The organism is Streptomyces sp. NPDC090445 (assembly GCF_044769385.1).
Taxonomy (GTDB): Bacteria; Actinomycetota; Actinomycetes; order Streptomycetales; family Streptomycetaceae; genus Streptomyces.
Genome location: NZ_JBIVXV010000012.1, coordinates 26,562 through 41,484 on the forward strand (window position 1 = coordinate 26,562; position 14,923 = coordinate 41,484).

General features: G+C 73.2%; 12 protein-coding genes. 7 read left to right on the top strand and 5 right to left on the bottom strand.

Going from position 1 to position 14,923, the window contains the following annotated elements; genetic code table 11:
• Positions 1 to 117: 117 nt before the first annotated feature.
• Positions 118 to 2,307, top strand: a complete 2,190-nt coding sequence (gene katG / locus ACIQUT_RS22695) for a catalase/peroxidase HPI (protein ID WP_403565350.1) — start codon at positions 118 to 120, stop codon at positions 2,305 to 2,307.
• A 71-nt stretch (positions 2,308 to 2,378) separates the two neighbouring features.
• On the opposite strand, the gene ACIQUT_RS22700 is transcribed toward katG (ACIQUT_RS22695), so the two are convergent.
• Complete coding sequence (locus tag ACIQUT_RS22700) at positions 2,379 to 3,464, bottom strand: DUF5954 family protein (protein WP_403565092.1); 1,086 nt, start codon at positions 3,462 to 3,464, stop codon at positions 2,379 to 2,381.
• A gap of 102 nt (positions 3,465 to 3,566) precedes the next feature.
• A complete protein-coding gene (locus ACIQUT_RS22705) occupies positions 3,567 to 4,019 on the bottom strand; it encodes a Fur family transcriptional regulator (RefSeq protein WP_403565094.1) in 453 nt (150 codons plus the stop codon).
• A gap of 250 nt (positions 4,020 to 4,269) precedes the next feature.
• Between ACIQUT_RS22705 and katG (ACIQUT_RS22710) the strand changes: the two genes are divergently transcribed.
• The 3 genes from katG (ACIQUT_RS22710) (at position 4,270) to ACIQUT_RS22720 (ending at position 9,334) form a co-directional block, all read left to right on the top strand.
• Positions 4,270 to 6,501: a catalase/peroxidase HPI gene (gene katG / locus ACIQUT_RS22710; RefSeq protein ID WP_403565095.1), complete on the top strand. Its 2,232-nt coding sequence runs from the start codon at positions 4,270 to 4,272 to the stop codon at positions 6,499 to 6,501.
• Between the two features lie 272 nt (positions 6,502 to 6,773).
• Positions 6,774 to 8,450 carry a phospholipase D family protein gene (locus ACIQUT_RS22715; protein ID WP_403565097.1) on the top strand — a complete coding sequence of 559 codons (1,677 nt, stop codon included), beginning with the start codon at positions 6,774 to 6,776 and terminating at the stop codon, positions 8,448 to 8,450.
• A 137-nt stretch (positions 8,451 to 8,587) separates the two neighbouring features.
• Positions 8,588 to 9,334 (top strand): class E sortase, encoded by a 747-nt coding sequence (locus ACIQUT_RS22720; protein ID WP_403565099.1) that lies wholly within the window; start codon positions 8,588 to 8,590, stop codon positions 9,332 to 9,334.
• A gap of 61 nt (positions 9,335 to 9,395) precedes the next feature.
• Here ACIQUT_RS22720 and ACIQUT_RS22725 read toward each other — a convergent pair whose 3' ends face one another.
• Complete coding sequence (locus tag ACIQUT_RS22725) at positions 9,396 to 10,196, bottom strand: M4 family metallopeptidase (RefSeq protein WP_403565101.1); 801 nt, start codon at positions 10,194 to 10,196, stop codon at positions 9,396 to 9,398.
• 103 nt (positions 10,197 to 10,299) lie between these two features.
• Entirely contained in the window at positions 10,300 to 10,731 is a 432-nt protein-coding gene (locus tag ACIQUT_RS22730; protein WP_403565102.1) for a hypothetical protein, read from the bottom strand.
• A gap of 129 nt (positions 10,732 to 10,860) precedes the next feature.
• Between ACIQUT_RS22730 and ACIQUT_RS22735 the strand changes: the two genes are divergently transcribed.
• Positions 10,861 to 11,835: an aldo/keto reductase family oxidoreductase gene (locus tag ACIQUT_RS22735; protein WP_403565104.1), complete on the top strand. Its 975-nt coding sequence runs from the start codon at positions 10,861 to 10,863 to the stop codon at positions 11,833 to 11,835.
• A gap of 224 nt (positions 11,836 to 12,059) precedes the next feature.
• On the top strand, positions 12,060 to 12,641 hold the full coding sequence (locus ACIQUT_RS22740; protein WP_403565105.1) for a hypothetical protein: 582 nt from the start codon (positions 12,060 to 12,062) through the stop codon (positions 12,639 to 12,641).
• 73 nt (positions 12,642 to 12,714) lie between these two features.
• On the opposite strand, the gene ACIQUT_RS22745 is transcribed toward ACIQUT_RS22740, so the two are convergent.
• Complete coding sequence (locus tag ACIQUT_RS22745; protein WP_403565106.1) at positions 12,715 to 12,936, bottom strand: hypothetical protein; 222 nt, start codon at positions 12,934 to 12,936, stop codon at positions 12,715 to 12,717.
• Between the two features lie 223 nt (positions 12,937 to 13,159).
• On the opposite strand from ACIQUT_RS22745, the gene ACIQUT_RS22750 reads away from it, so the two are divergent.
• The gene (locus ACIQUT_RS22750; protein WP_403565107.1) at positions 13,160 to 14,851 is read left to right on the top strand and encodes a SulP family inorganic anion transporter; all 1,692 of its coding nucleotides are present in this window, start codon (positions 13,160 to 13,162) and stop codon (positions 14,849 to 14,851) included.
• Positions 14,852 to 14,923 lie beyond the last annotated feature (72 nt).

Below are 14,923 nucleotides of genomic sequence, written 5' to 3' on the forward strand. Positions count from 1 at the left end.
TTCCGGAAGCCCTGCGGAAAGCTCTCCGGAAAGCCCTTCCAGGCGTGTTCTCACCGCTCCGCGGTCTGCCGTACGCGACCATACGGACAAAATACCCAAACAGGAAGAAGGATGGACGTGCCCGGCAGCGAGAGCGAGAACCCGGCAATCCCCTCCCCGGCCCCCACGCACCCCCGGCCCATGACCAACCAGGACTGGTGGCCGAACCAGCTGGACCTCCAGGTCCTGCACCAGAACCCGCCCCTCGCCAATCCGCTGGGCGGGGACTTCGACTACGCACAGGAGTTCGCGAACCTCGACGTCGACGCGCTGAAGCGGGACGTCTTCGAGGTGATGACGACGTCACAGGACTGGTGGCCGGCCGACTACGGCCACTACGGGCCGCTCTTCATCCGGATGAGCTGGCACGCCGCGGGCACGTACCGCATCGCCGACGGCCGGGGCGGCGGCGGGGCCGGCGCCCAGCGCTTCGCCCCGCTCAACAGCTGGCCGGACAACGCGAGCCTCGACAAGGCACGCCGGCTGCTGTGGCCGGTGAAACAGAAGTACGGCCGGCAGATCTCCTGGGCCGACCTGCTGATCTTCGCCGGGAACTGTGCGCTGGAGTCCATGGGGTTCAAGACGTTCGGGTTCGGCTTCGGCAGAGAGGACATCTGGGAGCCCGACGAAGTCTTCTGGGGGCCGGAGGACACCTGGCTCGGAGACGAGCGCTACAGCGGCGACAGAGAACTCGCGGTTCCTTTCGGCGCCGTGCAGATGGGCCTGATCTACGTGAACCCGGAGGGCCCCAACGGGAACCCCGATCCCCTGGCGGCCGCCCGGGACGTCCGCGAGACGTTCGCGCGCATGGCGATGAACGACGAGGAGACGGTCGCGCTCATCGTCGGCGGCCACACCTTCGGCAAGTGCCACGGCGCGGTCGACTCCCGGTACGTCGGCCCGGAGCCCGAGGGCGCCCCCGTGGAGCAGCAGGGCCTCGGCTGGCGGAACACCTACGGCAGCGGCAAGGGCTCCGACACGCTCACCAGCGGGCTGGAGGGCGCGTGGACGACCGAGCCGACGACATGGGACAACGGCTATCTGGACAACCTGTTCGGGTACGACTGGGAGCTGACGAAGAGCCCGGCCGGCGCCAACCAGTGGAAGCCGAAGGATCCCGAGGCGCAGGGCACCGTGCCGGACGCGCACGATCCGTCGAAGCGGCACGCCCCCATGATGCTGACGACGGACCTCGCGCTGAAGCTGGATCCGGTGTACCGGCCGATCTCCCAGCGCTTCCACGAGCACCCGGACGAGCTCGCGACCGCGTTCGCGAAGGCGTGGTACAAGCTGCTGCACCGCGACATGGGGCCCGCCGTGCGCTACCTCGGCCCGTGGGTTCCCGAGCCCCAGCTGTGGCAGGACCCCGTCCCCGAACGCGACCACGACCTGGTCACGGACGGGGACGTCGCCGCACTCAAGGAGCGGATCCTGGGCTCGGGCGTGCCCGCATCCCATCTGGTCGCCACGGCGTGGGCGTCGGCGGCGAGCTTCCGCGGCACCGACATGCGCGGCGGCGCCAACGGTGCGCGGATCCGGCTCGCGCCGCAGAAGGGCTGGGAGCCCAACGACACGCCCGAGGTGGCCGCGGTACTCGACGCGCTGGAGCGGATCCGGCAGGACTTCAACGCCTCGCAGTCCGGCGGGACGCGGGTGTCGCTGGCCGACCTGATCGTCCTGGGCGGCTGCGCGGCCGTCGAGCAGGCGGCGCGGAACGCCGGGTACGCCGTCACGGTCCCGTTCGCGCCGGGACGTACGGACGCCTCGCAGGAGCAGACGGACGTGGAGTCGTTCGCGGTGCTGGAGCCGAGGGCGGACGCGTTCCGCAACTATGTGCGGGCCGGGGAGAAGCTGCCGCCGGAGACCCTGCTCCTGGACCGGGCCAACCTGCTGACGCTGACCGCCCCCGAGATGGCCGTGCTGATCGGCGGCATGCGCGTCCTGGACGCCAACGTCAGGCAGTCCCCGCGCGGGGTCTTCACCGACCGCGCCGGGACGCTGACCAACGACTTCTTCGTCAACCTGCTGGACATGGGCACGGAGTGGAAGGCGTCCGAGACGGTCGAGAACGAGTTCGAGGGCCGGGACCGGGCCACGGGCCGGGCCAAGTGGACCGCGTCCGCCGTCGACCTCGTCTTCGGCTCCCACTCCCAGCTCCGGGCCATCGCGGAGGTCTACGCCTCCCGGGACGCGGACGAGAAGTTCGTACGTGACTTCGTCGCCGCCTGGGACAAGGTCATGAACCTCGACCGGTTCGACCTGGCCTGAGCCCGGGCGTCCTGGCCGGCCGGCCCTGCTCCCCCGGCCGGCCCGGACACGCGTGCGGCGGGCCGCCCCGCTCACTCCTCGGGGAGGACGTTGCCGTCCTCGTCGAGCTGCAGGTGGATCCGCGCCGGGTCCTGGGTGTTGAGGTCGGACGGGCGGGGGCCTTCGGGCCCGTCGGGCCCCCAGCGCAGCAGGCGGCGGGTGCGGGCGATCCGGTACACGGCGCCCTGGAACTCCAGCCGGTTCACGCGGCCGGCCCGGATCCTGTCGGCGGCCTCGGCGTACTCGGCCAGCTCCGCCGCCTCCGGGTCCGCCTGCTCGCCGTCGGCCGCCGCCCGGCTGCGGGCGGCGGCGTGCACGTCGGTGCCGACGGGGATGAGGCCGCGCATCCGCGGCCACGCCCAGGTCAGCCCGAAGTCCAGGGACCTGCGGGCCGCGTGCGCCGACGGGTGCGGGCCGCTGACCGGCTTCCAGCCCCTCCCGGACTGCTCCACCACCGCGAACGTCGGCGGCAGGAGCAGGACGTCCGGGTGCGTGTCCAGCGCCCGCCGCGAGTCGGCGCGCACGTCTCCGGGGAACCGGTCGCCGGCATAGTGCAGGCCGCGCAGGGCCAGCTGCTCCAGCGCCTGGGTAGGGGTGACCGGGGCGTCCGGGTCCAGGACCAGGCCGGCGTCGACCTGCGGCTCCGAGGCGGCCCGGCCCCAGTCCGGGACCGGGGGCTCCGGATCCGTCGGGCGGGGCTCCTCGATCCCGTCCGGGCCGGCTCCCGCGTACTCCTCGGCGCGCACGATGCGGTACCGGGTGCCGGCCGCGACGAGTTCGTCGACCCGCTCGCCCTCCAGCCGGGCGACCGCCGCCAGGAGGTCGCGCCGCTCCGCCCTGTCCTTCGCCTCGTCCTTCGCGCGGAACCACAGCCGCGAGTTCAGGCTGTCGCGCGCCTGCTGCGGGCAGCCGTCCGCCACCGCGACCACCACCCGCCACCGCTGCCCGTCCCCGGGCCCCTGCGCTGCCACCCCGAACAGCGGTCCGCGGACGACGACGTCGCCCGCGCGCGCCGCGGCGTCGACGGCGTCGGCTTCCACTGCGGCTTCCACCGGCTCCACCGGTACGCGCACCACCATCGGCCGCGACCGGCCCCGCCCTGCATCCCCACGGTCCATGCCCCCATCCTGCCGACCGGAGCACGGCGCCGTGGCGGATTCGCCGTTCCTGCCCCCTGCCGGGTGGCATCGGCCGGGCGGGTGGCATCGGCCGGGGCGCGGCTACCCTGCCGCGCCGGCGTCGTCGGCCGCGTCGGCGCCGCCGGGGGCGCAGGCGGGGCACAGGCCCCGGTAGATCACGTCGGCCCGCGCGACGGTGAAGCCGAACCGTTCGGAGGCGGGCAGGCCGGCCAGCGGGTCGCCGGCCGGGTGGACGTCCCGGATCTCGCCGCAGCCGGAGCACACCAGGTGCTGGTGGGGGCGGTGCGCGTTCGGGTCGTAGCGCTTCGCGCGGCCGTCCGTGGTCACCTCGACCACCTCGCCGAGCGCGACGAGCTCGCCGAGGGTGTTGTAGACGGTCGCGCGGGACACCTCCGGCAGCCGGGCGGTGGCCCGGGCGAGCACCTCGTCCGCCGTGAGGTGGACGTGCTCGCCGTCGAGTACCTCCGCGACGACCCTGCGCTGGGCCGTCATGCGCCAGCCGCGTCCGCGAAGCCGGTTCACCAGGTCGCTCATGCCCCACCAGCCTAAATGCGCATCGTTCGACTAATGAATCCGTACAGAATTGGTTGCCGCATTGACTTGGACTTGGTCCATCGTAGGATCGGTTCCGGCGACAACCAAGGGACAGGACCGCGGCGGCGACGAGCGCGTGACGGAGTGAGGACCGGTCCCGAAGAAGGAGCTCACCCGCTCCCCCTGCTCCACCCCTCGCAGTTCCCGAGCACCGCGGCCCACCCAGTCCGGAAGGATTCCGAGGATTCCCATGCCTGAGAACGATGAAGCAATCGTGGTGGACGCGAAGGCCCAAGGCGCCGGAGGCTGCCCGGTCGCGCACGAGCGCGCCCCGCACCCGACTCAGGGCGGCGGAAACCGCCAGTGGTGGCCGGAGCGGCTCAACCTGAAGGTCCTCGCCAAGAACCCGGCCGTGGCCAACCCCTTCGGCGAGGGGTTCGACTACGCCGCGGCGTTCAGGACCCTGGACCTGCCGGCGGTGAAGCGGGACATCGCCGAGGTGCTGACCACCTCGCAGGACTGGTGGCCGGCCGACTTCGGCCACTACGGCCCGTTCATCATCCGGATGGCCTGGCACAGCGCCGGCACGTACCGGATCAGCGACGGCCGCGGCGGTGCCGGGGCCGGCCAGCAGCGCTTCGCCCCGCTGAACAGCTGGCCGGACAACGCCAACCTCGACAAGGCCCGCCGCCTGCTGTGGCCGGTCAAGAAGAAGTACGGCCAGAGCCTGTCCTGGGCCGACCTGATGATCCTCGCCGGCAACGTCGCCCTGGAGACGATGGGCTTCGAGACCTTCGGCTTCGGCGGCGGCCGCGCGGACGTCTGGGAGCCCGACGAGGACGTCTACTGGGGCCCCGAGACCACCTGGCTCGACGACCGGCGCTACACCGGCGACCGGGAGCTGGAGAGCCCCCTCGGCGCGGTCCAGATGGGCCTGATCTACGTCAACCCGGAGGGCCCGAACGGCAACCCCGACCCGGTCGCCGCGGCCCGCGACATCCGCGAGACGTTCCGCCGGATGGCGATGAACGACGAGGAGACCGTCGCCCTGATCGCCGGCGGCCACACCTTCGGCAAGACCCACGGCGCCGGCCCGGCCGACCACGTCGGCGCCGATCCCGAGGCCGCCCCGCTCGAACAGCAGGGCCTCGGCTGGAGCAGCTCGTACGGCACCGGCAAGGGCGGCGACACGATCACCAGCGGCCTCGAAGGCATCTGGACCGACACCCCCACCGCCTGGGACAACAGCTTCTTCGAGATCCTCTTCGGCTACGAGTGGGAGCTGTTCGAGAGCCCGGCCGGCGCACGGCAGTGGCGGCCGAGGGAAGGAGCCGGCGCCGGCACCGTCCCCGACGCCCACGACGCGTCCAAGAGCCACGCCCCGACGATGCTGACGACCGACCTCTCGCTCCGCTTCGACCCGGTCTACGGGCCGATCTCGCGGCGCTTCCTGGAGGACCCCGCCGCGTTCGCCGACGCGTTCGCCCGGGCCTGGTTCAAGCTCACCCACCGCGACATGGGCCCGGTCGTGCGCTACCTCGGCCCCGAGGTGCCGTCCGAGACCCTGCTGTGGCAGGACCCGCTGCCCGGGCGGGCGGCCGAGCCCGTCGACGCCGCGGACCTCGCCGACCTGAAGACCCGGATCCTCGACTCCGGCCTCACCGTCTCCGAGCTGGTGTCCACCGCGTGGGCGGCGGCGTCGTCCTTCCGCGGCAGCGACAAGCGCGGCGGCGCCAACGGTGCCCGCATCCGGCTCCAGCCGCAGAGCGGCTGGGAGGTCAACGAGCCCGACCGGCTGACGGCGGCGCTGCGCACCCTGACCGGGATCCAGGAGTCCTTCAACACCGGACGGGCCGACGGCAGGCAGGTCTCCCTCGCCGACCTGATCGTCCTCGCCGGCAACGCGGGCGTCGAGGCGGCGGCCAAGGACGCGGGCTTCGACGTGGAGGTCCCCTTCACGCCGGGCCGCGTCGACGCCGCGCAGGAGCAGACGGACGTCGAGTCGTTCGCCGCGCTCGAACCGGCCGCGGACGGCTTCCGCAACTACCTCGGCAAGGGCAACCGGCTGCCCGCCGAGTACCTGCTGCTCGACAAGGCGAACCTGCTCACGCTGAGCGCCCCCGAGCTGACGGTCCTCGTCGGCGGCCTGCGCGTCCTCGGCGCGAACCACCGGCAGACGCAGCTCGGCGTCTTCACGGCGACGCCCGGAGTCCTGACCAACGACTTCTTCGTCAACCTGCTCGACCTGGGCACGACGTGGAAGGCGACCTCCGAGGACGCGCACACCTTCGAGGGCCGCGACGCCGCCACCGGCGAGCTCAGGTGGACGGGCAGCCGCGCCGACCTGCTCTTCGGATCGAACTCCGAGCTGCGCGCGCTCGCCGAGGTGTACGCGAGCGACGACGCCGGGCGGAAGTTCGTGGAGGACTTCGTCGCGGCGTGGAGCAAGGTGATGGACCTGGACCGCTTCGACCTCGTCTGACGGCGCCGGCCCCGGTCCGACGACGGCGTCCGGGGCGGAAACCCCCGATCCGAGGGGACTCTGCGTGGCGGGCCGCCACCGCGGGCGCCGGGCACTCCCGGTGGCGGGCCGCCACCGGGAGTGCCCGGCCGCCGGCGGGGGGGCGGGGCCGCCCCCCCGCGGGGGGGGCCGGGGCCCGGGGGGGGGGGGCCCCCCCCCGGGGGGGCCCCCGCCCCCCGCACCGGGGGAGGAACACCCCCGGCGCGGGTAGGAGGGGTACGGAGGACCGTGCCATGAACCGCACCGACTGGCTGCTCACCCCGCCCGAGCGCGGCAACCCCGCCACGCGCCTCGACCGCCGACGGCCCGGGGGCACGGCCTGGTCGGAGGGGAACGACGCACGGCCCGTGGTGCACGGCGCCGCGTACTTCGCGGAGCTGCTGGAGCGGATCGACGCCCAGCGCGCCGGCGACCTGCTCCTGTTCACCGACTGGCGCGGCGACGCCGACGAACGGCTCGGCCGGCACCACCCCGGCCGTGACGGCACCGACCGCCACGGCACCGAGATCGGCACCGTCCTGGCCCGTGCCGCCGAACGCGGCGTCATCGTCAAGGGCCTGCTCTGGCGCTCCCACCTCGACAGCCTGCACTTCAGCCAGTCCGAGAACCTGCACCTCGGCGCGGAGATCGAGAAGGCCGGCGGCGAATGCCTCCTCGACATGCGGGTGCGCCCCGGCGGCTCGCACCACCAGAAGCTGGCCGTCCTGCGCCACCCCGGCCGCCCCCGCCTCGACATCGCCTACATCGGCGGCATCGACCTGTGCCACAACCGCAACGACGACCGCCGCCACACCGGCGACCCCCAGTCCACGGCGATGGCGGAGGCGTACGGACCGCACCCGCCCTGGCACGACGTCCAGCTCGCCCTCCGCGGGCCCGTGGTCGGCGACATCGAGGCCGTCTTCCGCGAACGCTGGCAGGACCCCGCGCCCCTCACCCGCAGCCCGGTGACCCGCCTGCGGGAGCTCCTCCACCACGAGGACACCGACGCGGACAGCCTTCCGCCACAGCTCCCCGACCCCGAACCCTGCGGCACCCACACCGTCCAGGTGCTGCGCACCTACCCGAACCGGCTGCTGCGCGGCTACCCCTTCGCCCCCGACGGCGAGCGCAGCATCGCCCGCGGCTACCTCAAGGCCCTGCGCCGGGCCCGCGCCCTGGTCTACCTGGAGGACCAGTACCTGTGGTCGCCGCGCGTCGTGGCCTGCTTCGCCCACGCGCTGCGCGTCAACCCCGGGCTGCGGCTGATCGCCGTCATCCCCTCGCTCCCCGAGCAGGACGGCCGGCTGACGCTCCCCATGAACCTGATCGGGCGGATCAACGCCCTCGACCGGCTGCGCAGGGCGGGCGGCCCCCGGGTCGCCGTCTACGGGCTGGAGAACCACGCCGGCACACCGGTCTACGTGCACGCCAAGGTGTGCGTCATCGACGACGTGTGGGCCTCCGTCGGCTCCGACAACATCAACCTCCGCTCGTGGACCCACGACTCCGAGCTCAGCTGCGTCGTCCTGGACGACACCCCGGACCCGCGCCCGCCCTGCGACCCCGGCGGCCTCGGCGACGGCGCACGCGGCTTCGCCCGCCGCCTCCGCCTGGAACTCTCCCGCGAACACCTCGACCTCGACCCCGACGACGATCCGGCGCCGCCCGACGCGTCCGGGGAGCCGCACCCCGCCGCCGACGCCCTGTACGACCCGGCAGCCGCCTTCCACGCCTTCGCCGCGGCCGCTGCCGACCTCGACGCCTGGTACGCCGACGGCTGCCGCGGACCCCGCCCGCCCGGCCGGCTCCGCGGCTACCGGTCGCCGGACCTGGCCACCACGCCACGCGTCCTGGCGACCCCCCTGCACCATCTGCTCGTGGACCCGGACGGCCGCCCGCTCCGGCTCCGCCGCCGCAACGCGTTCTGACCCCGGTGCCCGGACCGCCGGGGAGGTCACAGGCCGCGCCCCTTCTGGACCCCCACCGCGTGTGTCACCCTGGCACAGCGAACCGGGTCACCCATATGCCGCACGGCCCGGCAAACCGACAGGAAACGCACACGCCCATGCCCCTGCCCTTCCTGCCCCGCGCCGTACCCGCCCTGGCGGCCGGTGCCGCGACCGTCCTGCTGGCAGCCTGCGCGCCCGAAGCCGCCGCCCGGACGGCGGCCCCCGCCGTGACGACGGCAGCCGCGGCCACCACCACGGCCGCAAGCACCGCAAGCACCGCGAGCGCGAGCACCGCGGGCCAGGCGCCGCAGCCGTCCGCGCCGGCGGCGCCCTCCGTGCAGCCCCGGCCCCGGCCCGCCACGCTGTCGATCCCGTCGATAGGCCTCTCCGGCCTGCATGTGGAGCCGTACGAGGGCACGACGGACGACGTGCCCGGGACCCGCATCCAGGACCGCGGCCTCGCGGCCAGCCCGTTCGGGGAGCGGGGCGGCGTCGGTCCCGGCCAGGTCGGGAACTTCCTGGTCACGGCGCACCGCCTGTCGGCCGGCGGGCCCCTGCACGACCTGCCGTCGGTGAAGAAGGGCGACACGGTCGTCGTGGCCGCGGGTGACGCCGTCCACACGTACGAGATCGTCGCGACCCGCTCGACGTCCTTCCGGTCGGAGCGCTCGCTGGACGAGCAGCGCGCGGCGGTCCCCGGGGCTCCCGGGCAGCCCCCCGCCCAGGCCATGATCACGATCTCGACGTGTGCCACGCCGGAGGACCACGCCGCGGGGAACTTCTGGAGCGATGCGCAGGGCAATCCCGAACACCGCATCGACAAGATAGGCGTGCTGCGCAAGACGTCGGCGGCATCGCCCTGACCGACAGAGGGCCCCGGCCGCTGCACCGGCGGCCGGGGCCCTCCATCGATCAGCCGGGGGATCAGCGGTCCACGCCGACCGCGCTCCACGCCGTGGCCACCACGTCCGCCGGCATCTCCAGCTCACGGGCGGCGCCGAGGGTCGCGTACCGGAACGCGGAGAAGTTCGTGGTCCGGGCGGCATAGCCCATCAGGCCCTTGTACCAGATGCGTCCGGCCCGCTCCCAGGCGTTGCCGCCCAGCTCGGCCGCGACCAGGTGGAACGCGCGGTTCGCGATCCCGGCGTTGACGTGGACGCCACCGTCCTCGTCGACGGTCTCGTCGTACGCGGACATGTGGGCCGCCTGCCGGAACCGCGCGGGGTCCGCCAGGGAGCCGGTGGCCTCGCCGGAGGGCAGCAGGCCCCGGCCGAACAGCCAGTCGGAGTCCTCGGCGGTCTGCTTCAGGCTGTACTGCTCGGCCAGGAGGCCGAAGACGTTCCCGAGCGAGACGGCGAGGGCGCCGGGCTGGCCGTAGGACTCCAGCTCGGCGGTGTGCCGGATGACGCCGAGCGTGTACTGCGCGGCGACCGCGTCCAGGGGCACGGCGCCGTCGCCGAGCAGGATGCGCGATCCCTGCCAGGTGGCGCCCGGCTCCCCGCCGCGGAGGACCGCTTCCACCGGGCCGCCCCGGCCGTCGATGGCGTTGCGCCCGTACACCGTGCGGAAGAAGTCCCAGGTCACGCCGAGGGCGTCATAGGCGCCGTCCACCAGCGCGTCGCCGCTCGGCGCCCCTCCCTCCTCGCGCACCAACGCCGGGCTGTCGGAATCGTTCCGGCCGTCGAAGATCCTGCGAACCGGACGTACGGATGCACTCTCAGTCATGATCGCCATGCTGGCAGGAAACCCCGCCGCCACCCCACCGCCGGCCGACCGATCAGTCAGGTCGGTCGGGTCGGCCAGCGGCGGTGACGGCGGGGCGGCGGCCTCAGGACCCGGCGGAGACGCGGGCGCCCTCCGCGTTGCCGGGCACGACCTCGGTGTGGATGTCGTCAGGCGGGCCGCAGGGGGCGGTGATGCACTGCCAGACCGGCTTCTCGGGGACCTTCGCACCGGTGCCCTCGGAGGAGCCGCCCTTGCCGGGGCGGTTCTTGCCCCACTTGCCTTCGCTCTTCTTGCCCGTACCGCCCTTGCCCGGCAGCTCCTTGTCGGGGGCGACCTGGATGGCGTTCTCGGGCTCGCCGAGGAACAGCAGCGTGGACTTCTCGCCGCCGCTGATGTCGTCGCTGCGCACGGCGGCCGTCTGCGGAGTCGTGGGGGTGGCGGCGAACGCGGTACCCGGCACCAGCACACCTCCCGCGGCTATGGCGGTCGAAGCGGCGAACAGGGCGAGACGTTTCGTTCGAAAGGGGTGGGTCATGGTGTTCTCCTCTGCCGATAGGGCCGGACGGGGTACTTCCAGTACGCCCCGGAACGCGCGCCGGGTCATGCCCCTGAAAGTCGTGGCTTGACAGACGGGGGCAGGGCGGGGAGGCCGTAAGGTCGGGGGGTGACGACGAACGCGAGCGCGAACGCGAGTACGAACGCGAGTACGAGCCGGCCGCTGTACGGATGCATGGGACTCGGCGGCACCTGGGGGCCCGAGCCCTACGGCCCCGCGGACATCGCGGCCGCGGAGGCGGCCGTCACCGCGGCCCTGGACATCGGGATCACCGCCTTCGACCACGCCGACATCTACCGCCACGGCAAGTCCGAGGCGGTTTTCGGCGAACTCCTGGCCCGCGACGCCGGGCTGCGCGCCCGGATCACCATCCAGACCAAGTGCGGGATCCGCCTGGCGGACGGCGACCGCCCCGGCATCTACGACCTGCGCGGCAAGACGGTGCTGCGCCGGGTGGAGGAGAGCCTGACCCGGCTGCGCACCGACGTGATCGACGTCCTGCTCCTGCACCGGCCGGACCCGCTCGCGAACCCCGACGACACCGCCGAGGCCCTGGCCTCCCTGCACGCCCAGGGCATGGTGCGCCGCTTCGGCGTCTCCAACATGGGGGCGGCGCAGATCGCGGCGCTCCAGGCGCGGCTGGAGCTGCCGCTCGTCGTCAACCAGCTGGAGATGAGCCTGCACCAGCGCGCCTGGGTCGAGGCCGGGGTCCTGCTGAACACCCCCGCGGCGGCCGCCAACGGTTTCCCCTTCGGGACCCTCGAACACTGCCGCGACCACGGCATCCGGCTGCAGGCGTGGGGTGCGCTGGCCCAGGGCCGGTTCACGGGACGGCAGGAGACCCCGCAGGAGCGGGCGACCGCGGAGCTGCTGGCAGCGCTGGCCGAACGCAAGCAGGTCACCCCGGAGACGGTGCTGCTGTGGTGGCTCCAGCGGCACCCGGCCGGCATCGCACCGGTGATCGGCACCTCCGACCCGACGCGGATCCGGTCCTGCCGGCAGGCGGTCGCCCACCCGCCGGAGCTGGACCACGAGGAGTGGTACTCCCTCTGGCTCACCGCCCGCGGCGAACCACTGCCCTGACACGCACGCCGTCTGGCGACGGCCTCTCGTGGTCCAGGATCCGGCCGGTTCCGGGAACTGGCTGAGCCCCTGGCGGACATGCTCGCCGTCCCAGCCATGCCGGGGCGTCCCGGGGGAGCCACTGCCGGACGCGGCAGCCGGTGAGTCGGGCCGAGGGCAACCCGGACTCACTGGTCATCATGGGCGTATGGAGCAGACGCGCGGGCTGTGCAGGCGGGATGGCCATGACGGATGACGGGCGCGCACCCGGTACGGAGGGTACGAGTCGTCTGCCGCAGATCGATCCCGCTCTGCGGGCGACTGCGACTGCCTCGGTGGGGGGAACCCTCGTCATCTGGTGGCCTGCGTTCACGTTGGGCGCGTACAACGCCGTCTTCTTCGACAACGTGCTGGCACTCTGGGCGGTGGCCACGACGGTGCTGCTCTCGGGCGTGATTCTGCGCAGCAGAGGAGCAGTCCCTTGGGGTGGTTGGATCGCCCTGTCGCTTCCCTCCGCCTGGATCGTCCTGGCCATCGTGACGCCGAAGAGCCACGGCTATCCCTACGTTCACTACTTCGAGGTCGTCCTCACCGTCGTGGGTGCCCCGGTGCTGGCATGGCTGCTGTCGCGTCTCCTCGTGCCCGACTACGCAGCACTTCCCACGTTCCAGCGTCTTGGTGCCGTCTCTGTCACGATCATCGTGGGGGTGCTGGCATTCCTGCTGGGCACGTTCAACTACCTCTTCCTCACGTGCGCCGACTTCGAGGCGAGCGGCAACAATGCGCCGGCCGGGTGCGCCAAGGGGGCGGCTTTCCATCGCCGCTGAAGTGCCGTAGCCGGCGGTTCGTGAGCCGGCAGCGGTCCGGGGGAGCGTGGTGGTCATCCTGGCGAAGGTTTGCTCAGGTCCACGTGGCCCGGCCGGTCTGCTGGGACCGTCGTTTGCCTGTCGTGTATTTTCCCCGCCGCTCGTGGCGGTCGACCAGTGCGGTGAGGAAGCGGCCGAACGCCCATGCGGCGCCCACGAAGACGATCAGGGCGCCGCCGGCTTCCACCAGGCCGGCCAGAGAGCCGATCGCGTCACTGAGCCAGGACTCGGGCAGCACCTCCCCCGACATGATCATGCTGGGAGCCTTCCCCCGCGGGCAGCCCGGTCTGGCACGGCCGCGGGCCAGAGGGCTCGAATGGCTCATGGATTCCTGTCCGCCGGGGCAGGGGGCCCGGATTGCGGCAGTGGCGGCAGCAGAGCGGGGCCGGGCGGACGGGTGGTGGGCCGACATGGCGAAACCTGGGTGGTCGTGCGGTTCGTTCCGCGGGCGGTGGGGCCCGGTTCCCGACAATGACCGGGTGAAGGAAGGTCGCGTTTCTGCGGCGGGTGTGGTGCCGCTGCTGGGGCAGCTGCAGCAGTATGCGTGGCGCGGGGTGCGGGGGGACGTCGTGGCCGGCTTCGCGGTCGCGGTGACGCTGGTGCCGCAGGGACTGGGGTACGGGCAGGTGGCGGGGCTGTCCCCGGTCGCCGGCCTGTACACGGCGCTGGGGGCGATGGTGGTGTTCGCCCTGGTGACCTCGACGCGGGTGATGGCGGTCGGGCCCTCGTCGACCATGGCGATCATGACGTTTGCGGCGGTGAGCACCCGTGCCGGCGGGGACGCCCGGCGCGCCGCGGCGCTGGCCGCGTGCTTGGCGCTGATGACCGGGGCCCTGCTTCTGCTGCCGGGGCGGGTGCGGGGGCTGGCCATCTTCGTGTCGGGGCCGGTGGTTCTGGGGTATCTGGCCGGGACGGCCGTGCAGGTCATGGCCAGCCAGGCCGGCACGCTGCTGGGGATCAAGACCGACAGCAACCGTCCGATGGTGAAGCTGTGGCAAGTGCTCACGAACCTGGACCAGATGCAGGTGGTGACCGCGGCGGTGGGTGTGGGGTCTGTGGTCGCGCTCGTGCTGCTGAGGAAGGCCCTGCGCGCCGTGCCTGCCCTGCGTGCCGTGCCGGCCACGCCTGTGGTGTGCGCGGCGGCGGTCGTCGTATCGGCCGCCGCGGACCTCGCCGCACACGGGGTGGCGATGACCGGCGACATCGTCGGCGGTCTGCCGGTACCGGCCTGGCCGGAGGTGACCGCGGGGGACGTGTGGGCGTTGCTGCCCACCGCGGCCGGCATGGCCATGATCGCCTCGATCGAGGGGGTGGCCGACCTGCGCCGGACGGCTGCCTCCTCAGGCGGGCATGTTTCCCTGGTGCGGGAGTCGGTCGCCATGGGTGCGGCCAGTGCGGGCGCCGGATTCCTCGGCGGCTTCCCGTCGATGGTGAGCACCCAGCGCAGCCTGTCCGCACAGGGCGCCGGAGCCCGGTCACAGCTGTTCCAGCTGGCGGGCGCCGGCTTCGTGGTGGTGGGCCTGCTCACCACCGGTCCGGTGATCGGGCTGCTCCCGCGGTCGGTACTGGCCGCAGTCGTCATCGTGTCGGCCTCGCACCTGATCGACGTCGCCGGATTCCAGCGGCTGTGGCAGGGCTGGCGGACGGAGGCGGTGCTCGCACTGGTCACGATGGCCGGTGTGCTGGCGCTCGGCGTGCTGCACGGCCTGCTCCTGGCCGTGATCCTGGCGCTGCTGCAGCTGCTGCGCCGCGTGGCCTGGCCCCACGACGCCGTGCTCACCGTCCCCGACGGCGGGTCGCCCCGCGAGGTGGCTCCGGAGGATGCCCCCGACACCGGGGTGCTGATCTACCGGGTCGATGCGCCGTTGTTCTTCGCCAACACCAACCGGGTCCATCAACGCGTCCTGATGCTGGCAGCGGCCCGGCCGGCCTATCCCCGGTACGTGGTCCTCGACGCCGAAGCGGTCTTCCACGTGGACGCCACCGCAGCGGAAGTCCTGGCCCAGCTCACCGTCGACCTGCGGTCCCGCGACTGCGAACTGGTCCTCGCCCGCCCCCAGGAGCAGGTACGGAACACGCTGCGCACCAACCCCTACCGGGACGGCGCCACCCGGCAGCTGCGCGTCTTCCCCACCGTCCGGGAGGCCGACGCTGCCCTGCAGGCGCGCTGATCTCCTTCCGACTGCCGAAGCCCTTCCCGGTCGCGCGCCGCAGCGGCCGCCGCGGTGGCGGAGCCGACGGTC

Excerpts from the sequence above, each read along its gene's own strand:
- ACIQUT_RS22700 (WP_403565092.1), bottom strand. The coding sequence starts at position 3,464 with ATGGACCGTGGGGATGCAGGGCGGGGCCGGTCGCGGCCGATGGTGGTG.
- ACIQUT_RS22740 (WP_403565105.1), top strand. The coding sequence starts at position 12,060 with ATGACGGATGACGGGCGCGCACCCGGTACGGAGGGTACGAGTCGTCTG.
- ACIQUT_RS22720 (WP_403565099.1), top strand. The coding sequence starts at position 8,588 with ATGCCCCTGCCCTTCCTGCCCCGCGCCGTACCCGCCCTGGCGGCCGGT.
- ACIQUT_RS22745 (WP_403565106.1), bottom strand. The coding sequence starts at position 12,936 with ATGATCATGTCGGGGGAGGTGCTGCCCGAGTCCTGGCTCAGTGACGCG.
- ACIQUT_RS22730 (WP_403565102.1), bottom strand. The coding sequence starts at position 10,731 with ATGACCCACCCCTTTCGAACGAAACGTCTCGCCCTGTTCGCCGCTTCG.
- ACIQUT_RS22725 (WP_403565101.1), bottom strand. The coding sequence starts at position 10,196 with ATGACTGAGAGTGCATCCGTACGTCCGGTTCGCAGGATCTTCGACGGC.
- katG (WP_403565095.1), top strand. The coding sequence starts at position 4,270 with ATGCCTGAGAACGATGAAGCAATCGTGGTGGACGCGAAGGCCCAAGGC.
- ACIQUT_RS22715 (WP_403565097.1), top strand. The coding sequence starts at position 6,774 with ATGAACCGCACCGACTGGCTGCTCACCCCGCCCGAGCGCGGCAACCCC.
- ACIQUT_RS22705 (WP_403565094.1), bottom strand. The coding sequence starts at position 4,019 with ATGAGCGACCTGGTGAACCGGCTTCGCGGACGCGGCTGGCGCATGACG.